Genomic DNA, 24,088 nt, shown 5'->3' with positions numbered 1-24,088 from the left:
CCGATTCGGCGATAATGCCACCATGTCTGCCGCCTTGATCGATCCCGTCCGCCTGAAACCGCTGCTCGGCGCCAGCGCCGCCCGCTTCGACGTCGACGCGCTGGCCGAGGGCACCTCCTCCAGTGACCTGCTGCTCGAACGCGCCGCGCGCGGTGCCGGCTCCGGCAGCGTCCTCGTCGTCGACCGGCAGACCGCCGGCCGCGGCCGGCGCGGCCGGCAGTGGGCATCGTCGCCCGACGCGAGTCTCACCTTCTCGCTCTTGTGGCGCTTCGATGGCGGCGTCGAGCGCCTCGCCGGCCTCTCGCTCGCGGTCGGCGTCGGCGTCGCCAACGCGCTGGCCGCGCTCGGCGTGCGCGGCGCCGCGCTGAAGTGGCCGAACGACGTGCTGCTCGCCGGCAGGAAGCTCGCCGGCGTGCTCGTCGAGCTGTCCAGCGAACGGCGCGGCATGGTCGCGGTGATCGGCATCGGCATCAACCTGTTGCCGCCGCCGGCCGACGCCGCGCTCGACGCGCCGCCGGCGGCGCTTGCCGACGCGCTGCCGGCGCTGCCCGAGCGCCACGCGCTGCTCGCCGAACTGCTGCTGGCGCTGGCGCCGGCGCTCGACCGCTTCGCCGCCGACGGCTTCCCGGCACTGCGCGACGAATGGCAGGCGCTGCACGCCTGGCAGGACGCGCCGGTGCGCGTGCTGCGCGACGGCCGCGTCGAACTCGAAGGCGTCTGCCGCGGCGCCGACGCCGACGGCGCGCTGCTCGTCGACACCGCGCGCGGCGTCGAGCGCTGCCTGTCCGGCGACCTCTCGCTGCGCGCCGCCTGAACGATGACGATCGTCGCCATCGACGCCGGCAACACCCGCATCAAGTGGGGCGTGCGCGACGGCGGGCAATGGCTCGCCAACGGCGCGCTGCCGACCGCCGACGCGGCGGCGCTCGTCGCGGTCGCCGCCGGCTGGCCGCGCGGCGCGCGCATCGTGCTCTGCAACGTCGCCGGCGACGCGGCGCGCGACGCGATCTTCGGCGCGCTGCCTGCCGGCGCCGACCTCCGCCTGTTCGTCGCGAGCGCCGAATGCTGCGGCGTGAGCAACGGCTACGCGCGTCCCGAACAGCTCGGCGCCGACCGCTGGGCGGCGCTGCTCGGCGCTCGCGGCCGCTGCGCGGACGCCTGCCTGGTCGTCTGCGCCGGCACCGCGACGACGATCGACGTGCTCGCCGCCGATGGCCGTTTCCGCGGCGGCGTGATCCTGCCCGGCTTCGACCTGATGCGCGCGTCGCTCGCCCGCAACACCGCGCAGTTGCCGTTCGCCGAAGGCCATTTCCGGCCGGCGCCGACCAACACCATGGACGCCATCGTCAGCGGCTGCCTGGCTGCACAGCTCGGCGCGATCGAGCGCATGTTCGCGGCGATCGCCGGCGAACCCGGCGCGCGCTGCCTGCTCACCGGCGGCGCCGCGCCGCGCCTCATTCATGACTTGAACATACCGGCGGAAGTGGCGGAGAATCTGGTTCTCGACGGCCTGGCGCGCTACGCCGCCGCCACCTAATTCGCACCCGACGACAGGGGAGGTCTTCCGTGCTGAATCATCTGCTCACCGCCTTGCCTTCCTTCTTTGCCTATTTCGGCGTCGCTGTGCTGCTGATCGCGCTGTTCCTGCTGGTCTATGTGAACGTCACGCCGTACGAGGAATTCGCGCTGATCCGCGCCGGCAACGCCGCCGCCGCGATCAGCCTGTCCGGCGCGCTGCTCGGCTTCGTGCTGCCGATCGCCAACGCCATCGCGCACAGCGACACGCTCGCCGACCTCGCCGCCTGGGGCGCGATCGCCGGCGTGGTGCAGATCCTCGCCTACCTCGCGGTGCGCTTCGGGCTGCCGGCGATGCGCGTCGACATCCACGACGGCAAGATGGCGCCGGCGATCTTCCTCGCCGCGCTGTCGGTCGGCGTCGGCATCATCAATGCCGCCTGCATGAGCTACTGATTTCCCTTTCCGTCGTTCCACGTCCGACCTCAGGAGACCGCCATGGCCCTCATGGACTTCATCAAGAAACAGTTCATCGACGTCATCCACTGGACCGAGGAGGGCGACGGCACGCTCGCCTGGCGCTACCCGATGCAGGACTTCGAGATCCAGTACGGCGCGCAGCTGACGGTGCGCGAATCGCAGATGGCGGTGTTCGTGAACGAGGGCAAGGTCGCCGACGTCTTCGGCCCCGGCCTCTACAAGCTGACGACGCAGACGCTGCCGGTGCTGACCAACCTGCAGAACTGGGACAAGCTGTTCGAGTCGCCCTTCAAGTCCGACGTCTACTTCTTCTCGACCCGCCTGCAGCTCGACCGCAAGTGGGGCACGCCGAACCCGATCACGATCCGCGACAAGGATTTCGGCATGGTGCGCATGCGCGCCTTCGGCATCTACTCGTACAAGATCGCCGACCCCGGCAAGTTCTATCGCGAGATCTCCGGCACCCGCGACAGCTATCCCGTCGACGACCTCGACGGCCAGCTGCGCAACCTGGTCGTGGCGACGATGAGCGACCTCTTCGGCGAATCCGGCGTGCCCTTCATCGACATGGCGGCGAACCAGGTCGAGTTCGGCCGCGCGATGCAGGAGAAGCTGCTGCCGGTGTTCGAGCGCTACGGCCTCGAACTCGATGCCTTCGCGGTGCAGAACGTGTCGCTGCCGGAGGAGCTGCAGAAGGTGCTCGACACCAAGATCGGCATGAACATCATCGGCGACATGGGTCGCTACACGCAGTACCAGACGGCCAACGCGATCCCGCTGGCGGCGCAGAACGAGGGCGGGCTGGCCGGCATCGGCGCCGGCGTCGGCGCCGGGCTGGCGGTCGGGCAGACGATGGCGCAGTCGATGACGCAGGCTCTGCAGCCCGGCGCCGCGCCGGCAGCGCCGGCAACGCCCGCTGCGCCGGCGGCCCCCGCGGTTGCAGCGGCCGCCGGCGTCAGCGCCGACGAGGTGGTGGCGACGCTGGAGAAACTGCACGCGCTGGTCGGCAAGGGCATCCTGACGCAGGCCGAATTCGACGCGAAGAAGGCGGAGCTGCTGGGCAAACTGAGCTGAACGGCGGGGTCGCCCCGTCCTCCCGAACCTCCGCGTGAAAACCGCCACCTGTCCCTCCTGCGGCGCGCCGGTCGGCTTCCGCTCGGCCGCGTCGCTCTACGCCGTCTGCGAGTTCTGCCGCAGCACGCTGCTGCGCCATGGCGACGACGTCGAGAACATCGGCCGCATGGCCGACCTGCTCGAGGACGCGTCGCGCATCCAGCTCGGCAGCGAGGGCCGCTACCGCGGCGTGCATTTCGCGGTGATCGGGCGCATCCAGCTCAAGCACGACGCCGGCCTGTGGAACGAGTGGCACGTCCTGTTCGACGACGGCCGCAGCGGCTGGCTGTCGGAAGCCTCCGGCGAATACGTGGTCAGCGCGCTGGTGCCGGTCGCCGAGGCGATCCCGGCGTTCGAATCGCTTGAGCCGGAGATGGCGGTGACGCTGGCCGGGCGCAGCTTCACCGTCACCGACCTCGAGACCGCGCGCTGCATCGCCGGCGCCGGCGAACTGCCGTTCAAGGTCGAGGCCGGCTACGACGTGAACACCGCCGACCTGCGCAGCGAGGATCGCTTCGTCACCCTCGACTACAGCGAGACGCCGCCGCTGGTCTTCGTCGGCTACCCGGCGAAGTTCGCCGAGCTGTCGCTTGCCAACCTGCGCCCGACGCGCGACGAGAGCGGCGGCGTCGCCGTCGGCGGGGCGGCCGACTTCAAGGTGCGCGCGTTCAACTGCCCGCACTGCGCGTCGCCGCTGACGCTGCACTCGCCGGCGATCGAGAGCGTCGGCTGCGAGAGCTGCGGCTCGATCATCGGCGTCGAGAACGAGAACATCCGCCTGCTCGCACGCGCCGCGCAGACGGTGCACGAGGTGCCGGCGCTGCCCCTCGGCAGCAAGGGCCGGCTGGCCGGCGTCGACTGGGAGATCATCGGTTTCCTCAAGCGGCGGACGACGGTCGAGGGCATCGACTACGACTGGTCCGAGTACCTGCTGTTCGACGCCGGCAGCGGCGGTTTCGCGTGGCTGGTCGAGGACCAGGGGCACTGGAACTTCGTGCGCACGCTGTCCGAGATCCCGCGTGCCGCGCGCGGCCAGCTCGACTTCAAGTTCCAGGACGAGCAATACCGCCTGTTCAACACCGGCCACGCCGAGGTGACCTACGTCGCCGGCGAGTTCTACTGGCGCGTCAAGGTCGGCGAGCGCTGCCTCGCCGAGGACTACATCTGCCCGCCGCGGATGCTGTCGCGCGAGGTCAGCGACAAGGAGGCGAGCTGGTCGCAGGGCGAGTACCTGGCGGCGGATGCGGTGCGCCAGGCCTTCGCGCCGACGCTGCCGCTGCCGACGCCGGTCGGCGTCTATGCCAACCAGCCGAACCCCTACGGCGAACGCCACCGCGGCGTCTGCCGGCTGTTCTGGAAGTTCGCGCTGGTCGCGCTGGTGCTGCAGATCGCCTTCGCCGTCGTCGGCGCGACGAACAGCGTGCTCAAGCACCGCTTCGTCTTCTCGCCGACGCAGGACGAGGTGACGCTGCGCTCGCCCGACTTCGTGCTGAAGGGCACGGCGCGCACGCTGCGCGTCGACCACAGCACCGACATCGACAACAACTGGCTGTCGCTGACGACGACGCTGGTCGACAAGAGCACCGGCAAGACCTGGCTCGGCGCGCAGGAGATCGCGCACTACCAGGGCGTCGACGACGGCGAGAGCTGGTCCGAGGGAACGAAGGGCGAGGACATCGTGTTCAAGGACGTGCCGCCCGGCACCTACTACCTGGCGGTCGACTACGAGCTCGGCAGCGACCGGCGCGCGCAGGTGGTCGATACCGTCGAGGTCGTGCGCAACGCGCCGGGCTGGTCGAACTACGTGCTGCTGATGATCTTCCTCGTCGCCTTTCCGCTGTTCACACGCTGGCGTAACGCCGCCTTCGAGACGCGGCGCTGGAGCGAGAGCAGCCTGGCCGACGACGGCGGCGACGACGACGGAGAGGACGACTAGATGGTCAAGGGCAACCTGCTCGCCGGCATCCTCGCGCTGGCGCTGTTCAGCTACGCGCAGTACGCCGGCTGGAACCTGTTCGACAAGGAAGCGAGCGCCGCGCAGGGCCCGCGCGGCTCCGGCAGCCGGCTCTATCACAAGTAGGAAGCGAAAGACCTTGCCGATGTACCCGACCCTGGCGCGCCGGAGCGCGCGATGAGCCAGGCCCTGCTCTTCTCGGTCTTCGTCGTCGCCTCCTGCGGCCTCGCCTACGAGCTGATCGCCGGCGCGCTCGCCAGCTACCTGCTCGGTGACTCGGTGACGCAGTTCTCGACGGTGATCGGTTCCTATCTCTTTGCGATGGGCATCGGTTCCTGGCTGTCGCGCTACATCGTGCGCGACCTGGTCGCCCGCTTCGTGCAGATCGAGGTCATGGTCGGCGTCGTCGGCGGCTTCTCGGCGGCGGCGCTTTTCTTCCTCTTCGTCTGGCTGTCGGCGCCGTTCCAGCTGCTGCTCTATTCGCTGGTGCTGGTCATCGGCATCCTGGTCGGCCTCGAGATCCCGCTGATCATGCGCATCCTGAAGCGCGAGCTGGCCTTCAAGGACGTCGTCTCGCAGGTGCTGACCTTCGACTACCTCGGCGCGCTGGCCGTCTCGATCCTCTTCCCGGTGCTGCTCGTGCCGCATCTCGGGCTGATCCGCAGCGGGCTGTTCTTCGGGCTGCTGAACGTGCTCGTCGCGCTGTGGGCGATCCATCTCTTCCGCGCGCAGCTGCCGTCCGCCACCTGGCTGCGCGGCCAATGCCTGGCCGCCGTCACCGTGCTCGTCGCGGCCTTCGCCGGAGCCGGCGCGGCGACCGACTTCGCCGAGGCCCACCTCTACGCCGACGACATCGTGCACGCCGAGAGCTCGCCCTACCAGCGCATCGTCGTCACGCGCTGGAAGGACGACCTGCGCCTGCATCTGAACAACAACCTGCAGTTCAGCTCGCGCGACGAGTACCGCTACCACGAGGCGCTGGTCCATCCCGGCCTCGCCACGCTGCCCGGCGCGAAGCGCGTGCTGGTGCTCGGCGGCGGCGACGGGCTCGCCGTGCGCGAGATCCTGAAGTACCCGCAGGTCGAGTCGGTGACGCTGGTCGACCTCGACCCGGCGATGACGCGGCTGTTCTCGACGGCGCCGGCGCTCACCGCGCTGAACGCCGACGCGCTGCGCTCGCCGAAAGTGCGCACGATCAACGCCGACGCGCTGAAGTGGCTGGAAGAGAGCGGCGAGCGTTTCGACTTCATCGTCGTCGACTTCCCCGACCCGTCCAACTTCGCGATCGGCAAGCTCTACAGCAGCGCCTTCTACCGCCTGCTCGAGAAGCACCTCGCCGAGACCGGGCTGGCGGTGGTGCAGTCGACCTCGCCGCTGTACGCACGGCAGTCGTTCTGGTGCGTGGTGACGACGATCGAGAGCGCCGGCCTGGTGGCGACGCCGTACCACGCGCTGGTGCCGTCGTTCGGCGAATGGGGCTTCGTGCTCGCCGGCCGCCGCGGCTATGCGCCGCCGGCGAGCTATCCGGTGCCGACCCGCTACCTGACGCCGGCGACGACGCCGGGCCTGTTCGAATTCCCCGCCGACATGGCGCGCGTCGAGGCCGAGGTGAACCGCCTCAACAACCAGGTGCTGGTGCGCTACTTCGAGGCGGAGTGGCGGCGGGTGATCCGCTGATGCGTCGCCGCGCTTTCCTCGGCGCCGCCGCCGCCCTCTCCGTCGCGCCGCTCGCCGGCTGCGCGAAGGCGCCGCCGCTGCCGCCGGGCGAGCTGCTCGGCGCCTCGCCGGCGCTCGGCCACCGCCTGCGCGACGGCGGCCTGCCGGCGCCGTCGGCGACGCGCCGCGTGCCGGTGCTGATCGTCGGCGGCGGCGTCGGCGGCCTCGCCGCGGCGTGGAAGCTGTCGCGCGCCGGCGTCGACGACTACCTGCTCGCCGAGATGGAGGGCGAGACCGGCGGCAACTCGCGCGCCGGCAATACGCCGGCCGGCCCCTGTCCGCTCGGCGCGCACTACCTGCCGCTGCCGACGCGCGAGGCGACGGCGACGCGCGAGCTGCTCGCCGAACTGGGCGTGCTCCGGGGCGACCCGCGCGCGGCGCGGCCCGCGTACGACGAACGCTACCTGTGCGCGGCGCCACAGGAGCGGCTGTGGCGCGACGGACTGTGGCAGGAGGGGCTGCTGCCGACGCTCGGCGTCGGCGCCGGCGAGCGCGCCGAGGTCGCGCGCTTCCTCGAACGCATGGCCGCGTATCGCCACGCGCGCGGCGGCGACGGCCGGCGCGCCTTCGCGCTGCCGATGGCCTTGTCCAGCCGCGATCCGGCGCTGCTCGCGCTCGACCGGTTGTCGATGCGCGACTGGCTGCGCCGCGAGGGCTTCGCCGCAGCGCAGCTGCACTGGTACGTCGACTACGCCTGCCGCGACGACTACGGCGCCGGCAGCGACGCCGTCTCGGCCTGGGCCGGCATCCACTACTTCGCCTGCCGCAGCGGCCAGGCCACGGACGTCGCCGACGACGTCGTGCTCACCGCGCCCGACGGCAACGCCTGGCTGGCGCGCGGGCTCGCCGCCGGCGTCCGCGGCCCGGTGCTGACCGGCGCCGTCGCCTGCCGCGTCGCCGAAAGTGGCGAGCGCGGCCAAGGGCGCAGCGGCGCGGTCGAGGTCGACCTGTGGCTGGCCGGCGAGGAACGCGTGCTGCGCGTCGTCGCCGAGCAGCTGATCTGGGCGGCGCCGCTCCACCTGCTGCCGCATGTCTTCGCCGGCCGCGACGCGGCGACGCAGGCGTGGCTCGCGGCGAGCCGGGCGTGGAGCCATGCGCCGTGGCTGGTCGCCAACCTGACGCTGGCGGCGGAACCGGAAACGCACGCCGGCGCGCCGCTGGCCTGGGACAATGTGCTCGCCGACAGCCCCGGGCTGGGCTACGTCGTGTCGACGCACCAGACGCTGCGCCAGCGCCCCGGGCCGACCGTGCTCACCTACTACCGCGCGCTCAGCGAGCATGCGCCGGCGCGCGGCCGCGAGCTGCTGTTGGGCCTGTCGCGCGAAGCCTGGGCGGCGGCGGTGCTGTCCGACCTGGCGCGGCCGCACCCGGAAATCCACGAGCTGACGACGCGGCTCGACGTCGTCCGCTACGGCCACGCGATGGCGCGGCCGACCGTCGGCTTCGTCTGGGGCGGCGCACGCGAGGCCTTCGCCGCCGGGCACCCGCGCATCCGCTTCGCGCACGCCGACGTTTCCGGCTTCTCGCTGTTCGAGGAGGCGCAATACCGCGGCGTGCTCGCCGCCGAACGCACGCTGCAGCAGCTCGGCGTGCGCTTTTCGACATCGCTCGCCTGAGGAGGGCGCATGCAGGGACTGCATCTGATCGCCGAAGCCCACGATTGCCGCTGCGCCGCGCGCCTGCTCAGCGACGCTTCGGCGCTGCGCGAACTGTGCCTCGCCGTCTGCGCGGTGCCGGGGCTGACCCCGGTCGGCGAGCTGTTCCACCAGTTCGAGAACGCCGGCACGCCGGCCGGCGCCACCGGCGCGGTGATCCTCGCCGAGTCGCACCTCGCCGTGCATACCTGGCCGGAACTCGCGGCGGTGACGCTCGACCTCTATGTCTGCAACTTCAGCCAGGACAACAGCCTAGCGGCACGCGCCGCCTTCGACCGGTTGCTCGCCGCCTTCGCGCCGGCGGACGTCGTGCGTCGCGAGCTGCTGCGCGGCGGGCCGGCGGGCGAGGGCGGCGGGACGGACTGATATACTTTTCCGCTCATAAAAATACCGCGAAGCACAGGGGAGTCCATGGAAACCACGCGCATCCTGCTCGACCAGAACGAGATTCCGACGCATTGGTACAACGTCGTCGCCGACCTGGAGAATCCGCCGGCGCCGCCGCTCGGCCCGGACGGCCAGCCGGTGCCGCCGGCGAAGCTGGCCGAGATCTTCCCCGACAACATCCTCGAACAGGAGATGTCGGCCCAGCGCTGGATAGCGATTCCCGAGGAAGTGCGCCAGATCTACGCGCTGTGGCGGCCGGCGCCGCTGTGCCGCGCCGTGCGCCTGGAGAAGATGCTGGGCACGCCGGCGAAGATTTTCTACAAGAACGAGGGCGTCTCGCCGGCCGGCTCGCACAAGCCGAACTCGGCGGTGCCGCAGGCCTACTACAACCACGCTGCCGGCATCCGCCGCATGACCACCGAGACCGGCGCCGGCCAATGGGGCTCGTCGCTCGCCTTCGCCGGGCAGATGTTCGGCATCGCCGTGCGCATCTACATGGTCAAGGTCAGCTACCAGCAGAAGCCGTTCCGCCGCTCGCTGATGCAGACCTGGGGCGCCGAGGTGTTCGCCAGCCCGACCGACATGACCGAGGCCGGGCGCAAGGCGCTGGCGCTCGACCCCGACAACCCGGGCTCGCTCGGGCTCGCGATCTCGGAAGCGGTCGAAGCGGCCGCGTCGCGCGCCGACACCACCTACGGCCTCGGTTCGGTGCTGAACCACGTGCTGCTGCACCAGACGATCATCGGCTTGGAAGCGAAGAAGCAGTTCGACAAGATCGGCCTTTACCCGGACGTGATCCTCGGCCCCTGCGGCGGCGGCTCGTCGTTCGGCGGCATCGCCTTCCCCTTCCTCGCCGACAAGGCCGCCGGCGACCGGCGCGCGCAGCACCTGCGCTGCGTCGCCGTCGAGCCGACCTCGTGCCCGACGCTGACGAAAGGCCACTACGCCTACGACTTCGGGGACGCCTCTGGCTACACGCCGCTGATGAAGATGTACACGCTCGGCCACGACTTCATGCCGCCCGGCATCCACGCCGGCGGTCTGCGTTACCACGGCGATTCGGCGCTGGTCTCGCAGCTCTACCACGAGAAGCAGATCGAGGCCGTCGCCGTGCCGCAGCTCGCCACCTTCGAGGCCGGCGTCCAGTTCGCGCGCGCCGAGGGCATCGTGCCGGCGCCCGAGTCCTGCCACGCGATCCGCGCGGCGATCGACGAGGCGCTCAAATGCAAGGCCACCGGCGAGCCGAAGGTGATCCTGTTCAACCTGACCGGTCACGGCCACTTCGACATGGCCGCCTACGACCGCTACTTCGCCGGCCAGCTCGAGGACTACGCCTACCCGGCCGAGGCCATCGCCGCGTCGCTGGCGCACCTGCCGAAAGTGGGCTGATCGCGATGCGCGTCTTCGTCTTCCTGCTGGTCCTCGCCAACCTGGTCTTCCTCGCCTGGAGCCAGGGCTACCTCGGCGGCGACGACAACCCGGATGCCGTGCGCCTCGGCCAGCAGCTCGCCGCCGACCGGCTGCGCGTCGTTTCGCGCGACAGGCCGCCGGCACCGGCACCGGCACCGGCTCCGGCGTCGGCGGCGGCGCCGGAGCCGGTCAAGGAGGGCTGTCTGGCGTGGACGGCGCTGAGCGCCGCCGATGCCGACGCCGTCGACGGTGCGCTCGCCGGCGAGCGCTTCACCGCGCTGCGCCGCGTCCGCCATGCCGTGCCGGATGGCCATTCGTGGTGGGTGTTCATCCCGCCGCTGGCGAACAAGGCCGAGGCCGACAGGAAGGCCGGCGAGCTGAAGCGGCTCGGCGTGCCGGAATACTTCGTGATCCAGGACGCCGGTCCCAACCGCTTCGCCATCTCGCTCGGCATCTTCTCCAGCGAGCAGGCGGCCGAGGACCGGCTCGCCGCGCTGCGCGCGAAAGGCGTGCGCAGCGCGAAGACCGGCCCGCGGGGCAGTGCACGCGGCGAGCTGCTGGCGGTCGAGGCGAGCGGCCCGGAAGCGCTGGTCGAGGCGGCGCGCGAAGCGGTCGCCGCGGCGCTGCCGGCGGCGAAGACCGGCGCCTGCGGCAAGGGCTGACGTGAGCTACGTGGTCGGCCTCACCGGCGGCATCGGCAGCGGCAAGAGCACCGTCGCCGGGTTGTTCGTCGCGCAGGGCGCGGCGCTGGTCGACACCGACGCCATCGCGCACGCGCTGACCGCCCCCGGCGGCGCGGCGATGCCGGCGATCGCCGCCGCCTTCGGCGATGGGGTGCTGCGCGCCGACGGCGCGCTCGACCGCGCGGCGATGCGCGCGCGCGCGTTCGCCGAGCCGGCGGCGAAGGCGCGCCTCGAAGGCATCCTGCATCCGCTGATCCGCGCCGAGGCCGACCGCCAGGTGCACGCCGCGAGCGCACCCTACGTCATCCTGGCGGTGCCGCTGCTGGTCGAGTCCGGCAGCTATGGCGAGCGCTGCGACCGCATCCTGGTCGTCGATTGCGCCGAGGCGACGCAGCTGGCGCGGGTCGTCGCGCGCAACGGCCTGTCCGCGGCCGAGGTGCGCGCGATCATGGCGACGCAGGCGACGCGCGCGGCGCGGCTGGCTGCCGCCGACGACGTGATCGACAACGACGGCCCGCCCTCGGCGTTGCCGGCGCAGGTCGAGCGCCTGCATCGCCAATACCTCGGGGCGGCTTTGACCAAAGTTAAGGCAAACTGTTGAGATTTTGTTGCAAATGGTTCAGAATCCAAGCATTTTCCAGCGTCTGGACCGGCCGGCGGCGTGATTACCTACGAATATCCCTTCAATGAGCGCATCCGCACGCTGCTGCGCCTGGAGGATTTGTTCGACAAAACCTCGCATTTCCTGCAGCACGACGGTGCGCAGGAACACCACGTCGCCCTCGTCACGCTGTTCGAAATCCTCGAGGTCGCCGGCCGCGCCGACCTCAAGATGGACCTGATCCAGGAACTCGAGCGCCAGCGCCAGACGCTGCTCGCCTTCCGCAACAATCCCGAGATTTCCGAGGAAGCCCTGTCCGGCGCGCTGTACGAGATCGAGCAGGCCTCCGCCGCGCTGTTGGCGATGACCGGCAAGATGGGCCAGTACCTGCGCGAGAACGACTGGCTGATGGGCATCAAGAGCCGCGCCGCGATCCCCGGCGGCGTCTGCGAATTCGACCTGCCGTCCTACCACTACTGGCTGCACCAGTCGTCCGACGCCCGGCGCAACGCGATTCTCGGCTGGCTGAAGCCGCTGCTGCCGCTGCGCGACGGCCTGGCGATCGTGCTCCGCCTGCTGCGCGCGAGCGGCCGCCCGGAACACCAGCTGGCGAAGAACGGCACCTTCCAGATGATGCTCGGCGGCAGCACCGCGCAGATGGTGCGCGTGTCGGTCCGCCTGGGCGATCCCTGCATCCCCGAAATCAGCGCCAACAAGTACGCGCTGAACATCCGCTTCACCTCGCCCGACGGCGACCTGCGGCCGCGTCCCTGCGACCGCGAGGTGGCCTTCGACATGACCTTCTGCAACCTCTGATGGCCGCGACACCGCCGAAAGTGCGCTGCCCGCAGTGCGGGGGCGAATCCGTGTGGAGCCCGGAGAACAAGTGGCGCCCGTTCTGCTCCGAGCGCTGCAAGCTGATCGACCTCGGCTGCTGGGCCGACGAGTCGTACCGCGTGCCGGTGCAGGACGAGCAGGGCCTGCCCGAGGACGGCCCGCCGCCGAAGGAGTGAGGCGACGGCCGCTGCCCGCCCGGTCGCGCTTTCCCTGCCGTTCGTCGCCGCTTCTTTCCGCGCGGCTCCCTGCTCGTTTCTGCCGCCCCGTGACCCGCGCCCGGCGCTTGCCGATCGGGCTTCAGCGCGCTCCGGCCGCCCGTGCCGCGAACGCCGCGCGCGGCGAGAAGCCGGTGGCGAGCGCGGTGCCGGCGAGTACCAGCACGGCGCCGGCGAGCGTGTGCCAGCCGACCGCCTCGCCGAGGAACAGATGTCCCCACAACACGCCGAAGGCCGGGATCAGGAAGGTCACGGTCAGCGTCGGCATCGCGCCGATCTCGGCGATCAAGCGGAAATAGAGCAGGTAGGCGACGCCGCTGCAGACGATGCCGAGGGCGACGATCGCGGCGACCACCGGCGCCTCCGGCAGCGCCGTCGGCAGCGGCGCCAGCCACAGCGCCGGCAGCACCCAGACGGTCGCCGCCCACATGCTGCCGTGCGCGTTGGCGAAGGCGTCGACCGCCGTCGTCGAGCGCGCGTAGGTGGTCGCGATGCCGTAGCACAGCGCGGCGCCGAGCGCCGCCGCGATCGCCCGGCCGCCGCCGGCCGGTAGCGCCGCGGCCTCGACCCCGGCGAGCACGGCGACGCCGGCGATGCCGAGCAGCAGCCCGGCCGCCGCCTTCGCCGACAGTCGCGTGCGCGTGACGACGGCGCCGAGCAGCGCGCCCCAGATCGGCGCCGTCGCGTTGAGGATCGACAGCAGCGACGCGGACACGGTCAGCGCCGCGTGCGCGAAGAGCAGGAAGGGCAGCGCCGAGTTGAACAGCCCGAGCACCAGGTAGTGCCGCCAGTTGCGCGCGAGCTGCAGCGGCTTCGTCAGCGCGGCGGCGACGGCGACGAGGAACAGCGCGGCGAGCGCGACACGCAGGAAGATCAGCGCCGCCGGCCCGACCGCCGGCGCGCCGACGCGCATGAACAGGAACGAGGCGCCCCAGATCGCGGCGAGCGCGAGCAGGCGGCAGAGGTTGGCGTGGGTCATCGCGAGCGTGGCGTGGGGTGGTCGGCGGCAGCATCGGCGCCGCCGGCCGCCGGCGCCACCCGTTTCTTGCGTCGCGCCGGCCGGCTCACGCCCAGCCGCGCAGCAGCGCGATGCCGTGCGCGCCGTGCGCCCAGGCCGCGTCCATCATCGCCGGCCGCATGCCGCCCAGCGCCAGCACCGGCAGCGGGCTGCGCTCGACCAGCTGTGCGAAGGCGTCCCAGCCGAGGCCGGCCGCCTGCGGATGCGTCGGCGTCGGCAGCACCGGGCCGAGCAGCGCGTAGTCGAGCTCCAGCGCCGCGGCCTTGTCCAGCTCCTCCGCCGTGTGGCACGAGGCGCCGACCCAGGCGAAGTCCGGGCGCTGCGCGCAGCCGTTGAGCGCGTCCGCCGACAGGTGCACGCCGTCGGCGCCGACGCGTTGCGCCAGCGCCGCGTCGTCGTTGACCACGACGATCGCGCCGGCCGGCTTCGCGCGCGCGACGACGCCCTGCGCCAGCCGCTCGCGTTCGGCCGCCGGCAGCGTCTTGTCGCGCACCTGCACGAAGCGCAGGCCGCCGGCGAGCGCGCCTTCCAGCCGCGCCAGTTCGGCGTCGACGCCGTTCTCCTCGGCGTTGGTCAGCGCGCACAGCGTCGGCAGCGCCAGCCCCTTCAGGATCGGCCCGTTGGCCGGCAGGATCGGCTCGACCGTCGGCGGCGCGTCGGCGCGCAGCCAGGCGACCGCGTCGTGCTCGTGCGGGTGGATCTCGCCGTCCCAGGCGGTGACGCGGAAGAAGCGGATGCGCACGGTGGCGTGCGGGTAGACGAACTCGCGGGTCAGCCACGGCGTCGCCGCCGTGATCGCGATCCCGAGCTCCTCGTGCAGCTCGCGCACGAGCGCGTCGCGGAAGGTCTCGCCCGGCTCGACCTTGCCGCCGGGGAATTCCCACCAGCCGGCGTAGACCTTGCCCTCGGGGCGACGCGCGAGCAGGAACTCGTCGCGCACGCCGGGCGGCGCGCCGTCGCTTGCGCGCAGCAGCACCGCGGCGGAAACCAGCGTCACCTTGCTCACTTCGTGCGCTTCGCCGGCTTCGCGGCCTGCATGCCGGCCCAGTCCTTGGCGAACTGCCAGGCGACGCGGCCGCTGCGCGAACCGCGCTGCAGCGCCCAGTTCAGCGCGTCGCGCTCGGCGCCGGCGATCGCCGCATCGGCGACGCCGAAGTGGCGCAGCCAGTGCGCGACGATGTCCAGGTACTCGTCCTGCGAGAACGGGTAGAACGAGATCCACAGGCCGAAGCGCTCGGACAGCGAGACCTTCTCCTCGATCGCCTCGCCGGGGTGGATCTCGTCGTCGACGGTGTGCGTCTCCAGGTTCTCCGAGAAGTATTCCGGCATCAGGTGGCGGCGGTTCGAGGTGGCGTAGATCAGCACGTTGTCCGGCGGCGCCGCGACCGAGCCGTCGAGCACGACCTTGAGCGCCTTGTAGGTGGCGTCGCCGGCCTCGAAGGAGAGGTCGTCGCAGAAGATCATGAAGCGCTCGGGGCGGTCCTGTACCAGGTCGACGATGTCCGGCAGGTCGACCAGGTCGGCCTTGTCGACCTCGATCAGGCGCAGCCCCTTCTTCGCGTATTCGTTCAGCAGCGCCTTGATCAGCGAGGATTTGCCGCAGCCGCGCGTGCCGGTGAGCAGCACGTTGTTGGCCGGCAGGCCGGCGACGAACTGGCGCGTGTTGGCGGCGACGCGCGCCTTCTGGTCGTCGATGTCCTTCAGGTCTTTCAGGCGGATCGGGTGCGGCTTCGCCACCGGCTGCAGCCAGCCGCGGCCGTTGGCGCCCTTGCGCCAGCGGCAGGCGACGGCGGCGCGCCAGTCGGGGGCGGCCGGCGGCACCGGCAGCACGGTGTCGATGCGCTCGAGGAGTCGTTCGGCGCGTTGCAGGAATCTGGCGAGATCGGTCATGGCGGGGCGGTAGAATGCGGGCTTCGAAGAACCCCGCACTGTAGCGAATCGGATGAAGAAATTCCAACCGGCGGCGCTCGCGCTGCTCCTGCTGGCCGCCTGCGCCGCGCCGCGCGCGCCGCAACCGGCTGCCCCGACGGCGGCGGCGCCCTGTCCCGCCTGCGCCCCCTGCCCGAAATGCCCCGGCGCCGAACCGGCGCCGCCGGCCGCCAAGCCGCTGCAGCCGGCGCGCTGGGAAGACATCGCCGGCTGGCAGGAGGACGACCTGCGCGCCGCCTGGCCGGCCTTCCAGCAGAGCTGCCGCGGGCTCGCCGGCAAGCCGCAGTGGCCGCTGTGGCAGCCGGCCTGCGAGGCGGCGAGGGCGGTCGATGCGAACGACGCCGGCGCCGTCCGCCGCTTCTTCGAGAAGGAGTTCCTGCCGTTCGCCGCGACCAACCCGGAAGGCACCAGCGAAGGCCTGGTCACCGGCTACTACGAGCCGCTGCTCGCCGGCGCGCGCAAGCGCAGCAACGTCGCCCGCTACCCGCTGCACGCGGTGCCCAGGGACCTGCTGACGATCGAGCTCGCCGACGTGCTGCCCGAACTGAAGGGCAAGCGCCTGCGCGGCCGCCTGGTCGGCAACAAGGTCGTGCCGTACTGGTCGCGCGCCGAGATCGTCGAGCGTGAACAGTCGGCGCCGGTGCTGCTGTGGGTCGAGGACGCGGTCGAGGCCTTCTTCCTGCAGATCCAGGGCTCCGGCCGCGTGCGCCTGCCGTCGGGCGAGATGATCCGCGTCGGCTATGCCGACCAGAACGGCCATCCCTACCAGTCGATCGGCCGCGTGCTGCTCGAGCGCGGCGACCTGCAGCCGGGCGAGGCGTCGATGCAGGGCATCCAGGCCTGGGCGCGCGCCAACCCGCAGAAGCTCGATGAGCTGCTCAACACCAACCCGAGCTACGTTTTCTTCCGCGAGCTGCCGGCGAAGTTCGGCCCCGACGACGGCCCGCCCGGCGCGCTCGGCGTGCCGCTGGTGGCCGAGCGCACGATCGCCGTCGACCCGCGCCACATCCCGCTCGGCGCGCCGGTTTTCCTGGCGACGACGCGGCCGAATTCCGACGAGCCGCTGCGCCGGCTGGTGATGGCGCAGGACACCGGCGGCGCGATCAAGGGCGTCGTCCGCGCCGACTTCTTCTGGGGCTTCGGTGCCGAGGCCGGCGCGCAGGCCGGCAGGATGAAGCAGAGCGGGCGCATGTGGGTGCTGCTGCCGCCGGGGGCTGCACCGAAGTAAGGCGCGGCGCCCGTTCATGGTGCCGATGCGCACCGCAGTGGTGCTCTTTGCTGCGAATGCGCACGACGATGGTGCGATCGGCGCCCCATGATGGGCGCAAGCCGTTGATTTTTGGTGCTCAAGTCTTTGGCAGGATTATTGCTAAAAGGCTCCGACCGTTTTTTCCGGAGGAGCCATGGACGCGCTCAAGACTGCCAACGACACCCTGTTCATCCTGCTCGGCGCCATCATGGTGCTGGCCATGCACGCCGGCTTCGCCTTCCTCGAGGTCGGCACCGTGCGCAAGAAGAACCAGGTCAACGCACTGGTGAAGATCCTCACCGACTTCGGCGTCTCGACCATCGCCTACTTCTTCATCGGCTACGGCATCGCCTACGGCGTCAACTTCTTCGCCGGCGCCGAGACGCTGGTCGCGAAGAACGGTTTCGAGCTGACCAAGTTCTTCTTCCTGCTCACCTTCGCTGCGGCGATCCCGGCGATCATCTCCGGCGGCATCGCCGAGCGCGCGAAATTCAACCCGCAGCTGGCCGCGACCTTCCTCATCGTCGGCTTCGTCTACCCCTTCTTCGAAGGCATCGCGTGGAACCAGGCCTTCGGCATCCAGGCCTGGCTGAAGGCCAGCTTCGGCGAGGAATTCCACGACTTCGCCGGCTCCGTCGTCGTGCACGCGATGGGCGGCTGGATCGCGCTGCCGGCGGTGCTGCTGCTCGGCGCGCGCCACGGCCGCTACCGCAAGAGCGGCGAAATCTCGGCGCACCCGCCGTCGTCGATCCCCTTCCTCGCGCTCGGCGCCTGGATCCTCACCGTCGGCTGGTTCGGCTTCAACGTGATGAGCGCGCAGACGCTCGACAAGATCTCCGGCCTGGTCGCGCTCAACTCGCTGATGGCGATGGTTGGCGGCACGCTGGTCGCGCTGGTGCTCGGCAGGAACGACCCCGGCTTCGTCCATAACGGCCCGCTCGCCGGCCTGGTCGCCGTCTGCGCCGGCTCCGACCTGATGCACCCGATGGGCGCGCTGGTCGTCGGCGGCGTCGCCGGCGCGCTGTTCGTCGTCATGTTCACGCTGACGCAGAACCGCTGGAAGATCGACGACGTGCTCGGCGTCTGGCCGCTGCACGGCCTGTGCGGCGCCTGGGGCGGCATCGCCGCCGGCATCTTCGGCAGCAAGGCACTGGGCGGCCTCGGCGGCATCGCCTTCATGCCGCAACTGATCATGACGGCGATGGCGATCGGCATCGCGCTGGTCGGCGGCGGCGCGGTGTATGGCATGCTCAAAGTGACGATGGGCCTGCGCCTCGACCAGGAAGAGGAATACGAGGGCGCCGACCTCAGCATCCACAAGATCACGGCGACGCCGGAGCGCGAGCCGAACTGGTGATGCGCCGATAGGAAGCAATAGAGTCTGTCGGATGGGAATAAGATCCGTCGGACGGTAATGCAGCGAAGCCCGGGATGCCGGGCTTCGCTTTTTTCTGGGAGCTGTTCCTTCTAATTGGGTGCGTCCCCTATTATTCCCAGCACACGTCGAATGCTCCTTGGATCGGCGGCGAAGAAGCGCGGCGAGAAGCCGCCGAAGAGCGCCGCCATCGCCAGATCGTCAGCATGGCGAACAGGAAAATTTTCCGTTTCGTGCAAAACGTGGTTGAAATTGGAAGTTGGATTTTGTGCGTCATTCGTACTAACATTGCGACTATTGATCTAACAAATGAGGTGCCGCCATGGCTGCCATTGCGTCTTCACCCGCTGCCCGGTCCGCGCGTTTGGGGCTACGCGCCACACCCGAACAGGAAGCCGTGCTGCGCCGTGCTGCCGAAGTAGCGCACAAATCCCTGACCGAATTCATCCTGGACAGTGCTTGCCTGGCCGCCGAGCGGACCTTGCTGGATCAGCGTCTGTTCATGGTTTCCGGCAGCCAATATCAGACGCTGATGGAGTTGCTGGAGCGCCCTGAGCAGACCAACGAGGGCTTACGTGATCTTTTCTCCCGCAAAGCACCCTGGGATGCCAAGTGAGCCTGCGCGGGCCGGAGCCCCTGGGGGCTCAGCACAGACTAGAAAGCTTCGACTGCGGCCAGCCTACCCTGAACGACTGGTTGTTGCGCCATGCCCGCCAAGCCCAAGCCAGTGGCTCGGCCAAGACATTTGTAGTTGCCGACGATGATCGCGTGGCCGGCTACTTCAGCCTGACCGTTGGCCAGATCGATATGCTGGAAGTTCCTGAGCGCATCAGCAAGGGGATGGGGCAGTACCCGGTGCCAGTGGTCATCCTGGCTCGCCTGGCGGTGTCCACTCCTGATCAGGGGCGCGGCGTTGGCTTTGGCATGCTTCAGGATGCGATCCGCCGCACGCTTCTCATCGCTGAGCAGGCCGGCATACGGGCAATGCTGACCCACCCCATCAACGAGGAAGCGTCGAGCTTCTACACCCGTTTCGGGTTCATCGCTTCGCCACTGCGCGAACGGCAATTGCTGCTGCTTCTCAAAGACGCAAGACGCTGGGTGGCATAGCGAAATCCAAGCGGCTTGCTGCGAAGGCCCGACCAGATGGTCGGGCCTTCTTGCATTGAGCGCCTCAATCGCCGGCTGCGATGAGATTCGCCATCAGGACATCCGCTTGCCGCGCGTAGCCGCCGCCGAACAGGTTGAAGTGGTTGAGCACGTGGTAGAGCTGATAGAGGCGCTGCCGCGTGTCATGCCCCGGCGGCGCCGGATGCCGGGCGCGGTAGGCGGCGAAGAAGCGCGGCGAGAAGCCGCCGAAGAGCGCGGCCATCGCCAGGTCGGTTTCGCCGTCGCCGGCGTAGACGGCGGGGTCGAACAGCGCCGGGCGGCCGTGCGCGAAGCCGGCGTTGCCGCGCCACAGGTCGCCGTGCACCAGCGCCGGCTGCGGGGCGTGGCCGAGCAGCTGCGGCAGCCGCGCGAGCAGCGGCGCGGCCTGCGCCGCCAGTTGCGGCGCGCCGTTGCGCGCGGCGAGCGCGAGCTGCGGGCGCAGCCGACGGTCGGCGAAGAAGGCCGGCCAGTCGTCGTGCCAGCCGTTCGGCTGCGGCGTGGCGCCGATGAAGTTGTCGCGCCCCCAGCCGAAGCGCGGGCAGGCGATCGCGTGCAGCGCGGCGAGCGCCTCGCCGAGCGCAGCGTCGTCGCCGTCCGGGGTGAGCTCCAGCCAGTCGAGGACGAGGAAGTCGGCGCCGGCGGCGTTGCCCTGCGCGACGACGCGCGGCACGAGCAGCGCATCGCAGCGGGCGAGCGCGGCGAGACCGTCGGCTTCCGCCGCGAAGCGTTCGCCGGCATCGCGATCGAGCTTCACGAAGTAGCGCCGGCCGCCGTCGGCGACGCACAGGTTGCGGCTGATGCAGCCGCCGCCGACCGGTCGCGCGTCGCGCACGGCGAAGCGGCCGCCGTCCGCGGCGACGACGGCGGCGGCGATCGCGGCGGCAAGCTCGGGCGGCTGCACGGATGAAGGCGGCATCGGGGCAGCGTCGCCGATGCGGCGGCGGGCGTCAAGGCGTGTGCCCGGAGGTCGGGGGCGTCGGCGCCGCCTTGGCGCCGCCCCCCTCCCGGCTTCCCCTCGACAGGGGAGGAGGGCGCTGCGGTTCTCGGCGCCGGGCGGTCCGTGCGACAATCCGCCTCATGTTCCGCCCACCGTCGCCGTGAACCGGACCGTCCATGCACATCACCCAGCACACCGACTACGCGCTGCGCGCGCTGATCTACCTCGGCACCAATACCGACCGCCTGGTCACCATCCAGGAGATCTCCGAGCGCTTCGACGTCTCGCGCAACCACCTGATGAAGGTGGTGAACCAGCTGATCCGCGCCGGCTTCGTCGAGGGCGTGCGCGGCAAGGGCGGCGGCCTGCGCCTGGCGCGCGCGCCGGCGGAGATCGGCGTCGGCGACGTGGTGCGGCGGATGGAGCGCGGCATGGAGCTGGTCGAGTGCTTCGGCTCCGGCTGCCAGTGCATCCTCGACCCCTCGTGCAAGCTCAAGGTCGCGCTGTCCAAGGCGCTCGCCGCCTTCCTCGCCGTCCTCGACGGCGTCACGCTCGCCGACCTGCTCGGCAAGAGCGAGCGCAGCATTCTCAAGTTCCTGCGCCCGCAGGCGTCTTCCTGACTTTCTGAACGACCGCCGCCGCTGCGGCAATTCGCCGCATAAGAGGCAAAGTTGTTGCATCTTTAAAAAGATTCAAATACTATGCATCTTAACGGCCGCGTCGTGATCGCGCCGGTCACCGCTTTCCCAACCCCTATCAACCTGCAGAAAGGACATTCGCCATGCACGCCACGCGCAAGCTATGGACCTGGCTGGCCGTCATTTGCGTACTCTCGTTCGCCGCCCTCGGCTGGGTCGGCACCGAGATCTACGTCAGTGCGCCGCCGATTCCGAAACAGGTGGTCAGCAGCAAGGGCCACACCCTCTTCGCCGACGGCGCCGTCCAGCGCGGCCAGGAAGCCTGGCTCGCCGCCGGCGGCCAGCAGCTCGGCTCGGTCTGGGGCCACGGCTCCTACCTGGCGCCGGACTGGTCGGCCGACTGGCTGCACCGCGAGGCGCTGGCGCTGCGCGAGCAGTGGGCGCTGCGCGACCACGGCAAGGCCTACGCCGAGCTCGACGCGGGCGCGCAGGCGTCGCTTGACGCGGCGCTGAAGATCGAGATGCGGCGCAACACCTACGACGCGCAAAGCGGCACGATCACGCTGTCGGCCGAGCGCGCCGCGGCGGTGCAGCAGGTCGCGCGGCACTACGCCGACCTGTTCGGCGACGAGGCCTCGCTCGCCGCGCTGCGCGAGCAGTACGCGATGCTGCCCGGCACGCTGAAGCTCGCCGAGGATCGCGAGGCGCTCGCCGCCTTCTTCTTCTGGAGCGCCTGGTCGGCGACCACCGACCGTCCGGGCGAGGCCGGCCTCTCCTACACCAGCAACTGGCCGCACGAGCCGCTGGTCGGCAACACGCCGACCGCGTCCACCGGCATCTGGTCGATCGCCAGCGTGATCCTGATGATAGCCGCGATCGCCGGCATGCTCTTCTTCCACTCGCGCCACAAGGAAGAGGACGACCCGGTGCCGCCGAAGGCCGATCCGCTGCTCGGGCTGAAGCCGACGCCGTCGATGCTGGCGACGAAGAAGTACTTCTTCGTGGTCATCGCGCTGATCCTGGCGCAGGTCGGCATGGGCATCCTCACCGCGCACTACGCGGTCGAGGGCACCAGCCTGTTCGGCATTCCGATCGGCCAGATCCTGCCGTTCACGGTGAGCCGCACGATCCACACGCAGTTCGCGGTGCTGTGGATCGCCACCGCCTGGCTGGCGACCGGCCTCTACATCGCGCCGGCGATCTCCGGGCATGAGCCGAAGTACCAGAAGCTCGGCGTGAACCTGCTGTTCTACGCGCTGCTCTTCATCGTCGCCGGCTCCACCGCGACCGGCTGGATCGGCAGCCTGCAGAACCCGGGCAACGAGTTCGCGTTCTGGATCGGCAACCAGGGCCTCGAATTCACCAGCATGGGCCGGGTCTGGCAGATCCTGCTCTTCGTCGGCCTCTTGCTCTGGGTGACGCTGCTCGGCCGCGGCCTGTGGCCGGCGCTGAAGAAGCCTTCCGAGAGCCGCGGCCTGATCGCGATGGTCTTCCTCTCCGCGATGTGCATCGGCGGCTTCTACGCGACCTCGCTGACCTGGGGCCGGCAGACGCACTACGCGCTGATCGAGTACTGGCGCTGGTGGCTGGTGCACCTGTGGGTCGAGGGCTTCTTCGAAGTCTTCGCCACCGCCGTCATCGCGCTGCTGTTCACCCGCCTCGGCCTGATCCGCGCGGCCGCCGCGAACAGCGCGATCGTGCTCGAGACCATCGTCTTCCTGTTCGGCGGCATCCTCGGCACGCTGCACCACCTGTACTTCACCGGCACGCCGACCTCGGTGATCGCCATCGGCGCGATGTTCTCGGCGCTCGAAGTGGTGCCGCTGGCGATGATCGGCGTCGAGGCGTTCAAGAACTACCAACGCTCGCAGGCCGCCGAATGGGTGGCCGCGTACAAGTGGCCGATCCTCTGCTTCATCGCCGTCGGCTTCTGGAACGTCGTCGGCGCGGGGCTCCTCGGCTTCTCGATCAACACGCCGATCGCGCTCTACTACATGCAGGGCATGAACATGACCGCCGCCCACGGCCACGCCGCGCTGTTCGGGGTGTACGGCATGCTCGGCATCGGCCTGATGCTGTTCTGCCTGCGCGGCCTGTTCGCCCGCAACGCCTGGTCCGACACGCTGCTGGCGTGGATGTTCTGGTCGGTGAACCTCGGCCTGGCGATGATGGTGTTCATGTCGCTGGTCCCCGCCGGCATCGCCCAGGCCGTCGCCAGCATCGCGCACGGCGTCTGGTACGCGCGCTCCCCGGAGTTCGTGCATTCCTACCTGATGGAGCTGTTCGTCTGGCTGCGCGTCCCCGGCGACGTCGTCTTCGCCGCCGGCACCGGCTTCCTCGCGCTATTCGCCTGCCGCCTGCTCGGCCGCGGCGCCGCGCCGGCGCCGGCCGGCCGCCTCGGCACCGCCGCCGCCCGCGGCTAGACGACACGAAGCGAACCCTCCCCCGCGCGACGAGCGCGAACCCCTTGGCCCGGCTCCCCGCCGGGCTTTTTTTCGTGCGCCGGCGGCGAGCCGACTAGAATGAAAGCGTCGGCTGCCGGCAGCCATCGCCCGCGCGGCCGGCGAAAGGGAGGTGGCTTATGTCTGCACCTTGCACCGAGGTTTCGATCCCCGCAGCCGGCGCCCGCCTGCCGGGAACGCTGGCGCTGCCGCCCGCCGCGCGCGGGCTGGTGGTCTTCGCGCATGGCAGCGGCAGCAGCCGGCTGTCGCCGCGCAACGTGTTCGTCGCCGAGATCCTGCACGGCGAACGCATCGCGACGCTGCTCTTCGACCTGCTGACGCCGGACGAGGATGTTGACTACGCGGCGCGCTTCGACATCGCGCTGCTCACCGAGCGCCTGCTGCTCGCTTCCGACTGGCTGGCCGGGCGCAGCGACACGGCGGGACTGGCGCTCGGCTACTTCGGCGCCAGCACCGGCGCCGCCGCCGCGCTGCAGGCCGCCGCCCGCCGCCGGCCGCCGGTGGCGGCGGTGGTCTCGCGCGGCGGCCGCCCCGACCTCGCCGGCGCCGAGGCGCTGGCCGCCGTCGCCAGCCCGACGCTGCTGATCGTCGGCGGCGACGACGAGACGGTGCTCGACCTCAACCGCCAGGCGCTGGCGCTGCTCGCCTGCGACAAGCGCCTGGTCGTCGTGCCGGGGGCCACGCACCTGTTCGAGGAACCGGGAACGCTCGCCGCCGCCGCCCGCCACGCCGCCGACTGGTTCGTCCGCTGCTTCGCCTGAGGGC

25 protein-coding genes are annotated in these 24,088 nt (G+C 70.6%); 21 read left to right on the top strand and 4 right to left on the bottom strand.

The features are described 5' to 3' along the window. The first annotated feature begins 22 nt into the window (after positions 1-22). From IWH25_RS01140 to IWH25_RS01075, 14 genes are read left to right on the top strand one after another with little or no spacing between them, the layout of a single operon-like run. Entirely contained in the window at positions 23-814 is a 792-nt protein-coding gene (locus IWH25_RS01140; RefSeq protein ID WP_203387529.1) for a biotin--[acetyl-CoA-carboxylase] ligase, read from the top strand. A gap of 3 nt (positions 815-817) precedes the next feature. Further along, positions 818-1,537, top strand: coding sequence for a type III pantothenate kinase (locus tag IWH25_RS01135; protein ID WP_203387528.1), 720 nt, complete (start codon positions 818-820; stop codon positions 1,535-1,537). Between the two features lie 29 nt (positions 1,538-1,566). Beyond that, on the top strand, positions 1,567-1,971 hold the full coding sequence (locus IWH25_RS01130) for a DUF350 domain-containing protein (protein WP_203387527.1): 405 nt from the start codon (positions 1,567-1,569) through the stop codon (positions 1,969-1,971). A gap of 42 nt (positions 1,972-2,013) precedes the next feature. After that, positions 2,014-3,069: an SPFH domain-containing protein gene (locus IWH25_RS01125; RefSeq protein WP_203387526.1), complete on the top strand. Its 1,056-nt coding sequence runs from the start codon at positions 2,014-2,016 to the stop codon at positions 3,067-3,069. A 34-nt stretch (positions 3,070-3,103) separates the two neighbouring features. Beyond that, complete coding sequence (locus IWH25_RS01120; RefSeq protein ID WP_203387525.1) at positions 3,104-5,044, top strand: DUF4178 domain-containing protein; 1,941 nt, start codon at positions 3,104-3,106, stop codon at positions 5,042-5,044. Then, positions 5,045-5,188 (top strand): hypothetical protein, encoded by a 144-nt coding sequence (locus tag IWH25_RS01115; protein WP_203387524.1) that lies wholly within the window; start codon positions 5,045-5,047, stop codon positions 5,186-5,188. Between the two features lie 51 nt (positions 5,189-5,239). Continuing rightward, positions 5,240-6,739, top strand: coding sequence for a polyamine aminopropyltransferase (locus tag IWH25_RS01110; RefSeq protein WP_203387523.1), 1,500 nt, complete (start codon positions 5,240-5,242; stop codon positions 6,737-6,739). Further along, on the top strand, positions 6,739-8,394 hold the full coding sequence (locus IWH25_RS01105; RefSeq protein ID WP_203387522.1) for an NAD(P)-binding protein: 1,656 nt from the start codon (positions 6,739-6,741) through the stop codon (positions 8,392-8,394). The genes IWH25_RS01110 and IWH25_RS01105 overlap by 1 nt, the downstream gene beginning before the upstream one ends. A gap of 9 nt (positions 8,395-8,403) precedes the next feature. Next, the gene (locus IWH25_RS01100; RefSeq protein ID WP_203387521.1) at positions 8,404-8,799 is read left to right on the top strand and encodes an S-adenosylmethionine decarboxylase family protein; all 396 of its coding nucleotides are present in this window, start codon (positions 8,404-8,406) and stop codon (positions 8,797-8,799) included. Between the two features lie 45 nt (positions 8,800-8,844). Beyond that, a complete protein-coding gene (locus IWH25_RS01095) occupies positions 8,845-10,209 on the top strand; it encodes a TrpB-like pyridoxal phosphate-dependent enzyme (RefSeq protein ID WP_203387520.1) in 1,365 nt (454 codons plus the stop codon). Positions 10,210-10,214: 5 nt separating this feature from the next. Next, positions 10,215-10,892, top strand: a complete 678-nt coding sequence (locus tag IWH25_RS01090) for an SPOR domain-containing protein (RefSeq protein ID WP_203387519.1) — start codon at positions 10,215-10,217, stop codon at positions 10,890-10,892. Position 10,893: 1 nt separating this feature from the next. Next, a complete protein-coding gene (gene coaE, locus IWH25_RS01085; RefSeq protein ID WP_203387518.1) occupies positions 10,894-11,514 on the top strand; it encodes a dephospho-CoA kinase in 621 nt (206 codons plus the stop codon). 60 nt (positions 11,515-11,574) lie between these two features. Beyond that, entirely contained in the window at positions 11,575-12,330 is a 756-nt protein-coding gene (gene zapD / locus IWH25_RS01080) for a cell division protein ZapD (protein ID WP_203387517.1), read from the top strand. Next, a complete protein-coding gene (locus tag IWH25_RS01075) occupies positions 12,330-12,527 on the top strand; it encodes a DNA gyrase inhibitor YacG (RefSeq protein ID WP_203387516.1) in 198 nt (65 codons plus the stop codon). Before zapD ends, IWH25_RS01075 begins: the two co-directional genes overlap by 1 nt. Positions 12,528-12,648: 121 nt before the next feature. On the opposite strand, the gene IWH25_RS01070 is transcribed toward IWH25_RS01075, so the two are convergent. The 3 genes from IWH25_RS01070 to IWH25_RS01060 all read right to left on the bottom strand — a co-directional run bounded on the left by IWH25_RS01070 (position 12,649) and on the right by IWH25_RS01060 (position 15,474). Beyond that, complete coding sequence (locus tag IWH25_RS01070; protein ID WP_203387515.1) at positions 12,649-13,545, bottom strand: DMT family transporter; 897 nt, start codon at positions 13,543-13,545, stop codon at positions 12,649-12,651. A gap of 85 nt (positions 13,546-13,630) precedes the next feature. Beyond that, a complete protein-coding gene (locus IWH25_RS01065; RefSeq protein WP_203387514.1) occupies positions 13,631-14,590 on the bottom strand; it encodes a Nudix family hydrolase in 960 nt (319 codons plus the stop codon). Beyond that, on the bottom strand, positions 14,587-15,474 hold the full coding sequence (locus IWH25_RS01060; RefSeq protein ID WP_203387513.1) for an ATP-binding protein: 888 nt from the start codon (positions 15,472-15,474) through the stop codon (positions 14,587-14,589). The genes IWH25_RS01065 and IWH25_RS01060 overlap by 4 nt, the downstream gene beginning before the upstream one ends. Positions 15,475-15,526: 52 nt before the next feature. Here IWH25_RS01060 and mltA point away from each other — a divergent pair, with 52 nt between their 5' ends. From mltA to IWH25_RS01040, 4 genes are all read left to right on the top strand, one after another. Beyond that, positions 15,527-16,741, top strand: a complete 1,215-nt coding sequence (gene mltA, locus IWH25_RS01055) for a murein transglycosylase A (protein ID WP_203387512.1) — start codon at positions 15,527-15,529, stop codon at positions 16,739-16,741. Positions 16,742-16,916: 175 nt separating this feature from the next. Further along, a complete protein-coding gene (locus IWH25_RS01050; protein WP_203387511.1) occupies positions 16,917-18,119 on the top strand; it encodes an ammonium transporter in 1,203 nt (400 codons plus the stop codon). Positions 18,120-18,459: 340 nt separating this feature from the next. Beyond that, positions 18,460-18,753, top strand: a complete 294-nt coding sequence (locus IWH25_RS01045) for a type II toxin-antitoxin system TacA family antitoxin (RefSeq protein ID WP_203387510.1) — start codon at positions 18,460-18,462, stop codon at positions 18,751-18,753. After that, positions 18,750-19,247, top strand: a complete 498-nt coding sequence (locus tag IWH25_RS01040) for a GNAT family N-acetyltransferase (protein WP_203387509.1) — start codon at positions 18,750-18,752, stop codon at positions 19,245-19,247. The genes IWH25_RS01045 and IWH25_RS01040 overlap by 4 nt, the downstream gene beginning before the upstream one ends. A gap of 64 nt (positions 19,248-19,311) precedes the next feature. Here the strand turns inward: IWH25_RS01040 and IWH25_RS01035 are convergent, their stop codons facing one another. After that, complete coding sequence (locus IWH25_RS01035) at positions 19,312-20,202, bottom strand: fructosamine kinase family protein (RefSeq protein WP_203387508.1); 891 nt, start codon at positions 20,200-20,202, stop codon at positions 19,312-19,314. Between the two features lie 197 nt (positions 20,203-20,399). Here IWH25_RS01035 and IWH25_RS01030 point away from each other — a divergent pair, with 197 nt between their 5' ends. From IWH25_RS01030 to IWH25_RS01020, 3 genes are all read left to right on the top strand, one after another. Further along, positions 20,400-20,843 carry an RrF2 family transcriptional regulator gene (locus tag IWH25_RS01030; protein ID WP_203387507.1) on the top strand — a complete coding sequence of 148 codons (444 nt, stop codon included), beginning with the start codon at positions 20,400-20,402 and terminating at the stop codon, positions 20,841-20,843. Between the two features lie 161 nt (positions 20,844-21,004). Continuing rightward, positions 21,005-23,284: a nitric-oxide reductase large subunit gene (locus IWH25_RS01025; protein ID WP_203387506.1), complete on the top strand. Its 2,280-nt coding sequence runs from the start codon at positions 21,005-21,007 to the stop codon at positions 23,282-23,284. A gap of 158 nt (positions 23,285-23,442) precedes the next feature. Next, complete coding sequence (locus IWH25_RS01020) at positions 23,443-24,084, top strand: dienelactone hydrolase family protein (protein WP_203387505.1); 642 nt, start codon at positions 23,443-23,445, stop codon at positions 24,082-24,084. Positions 24,085-24,088 lie beyond the last annotated feature (4 nt).

The sequence above is a fragment of the Azospira restricta genome (genome assembly GCF_016858125.1).
Taxonomy (GTDB): Bacteria; Pseudomonadota; Gammaproteobacteria; order Burkholderiales; family Rhodocyclaceae; genus Proximibacter; species Proximibacter restrictus.
This window is presented reverse-complemented; position numbering and strand designations above follow the sequence as displayed.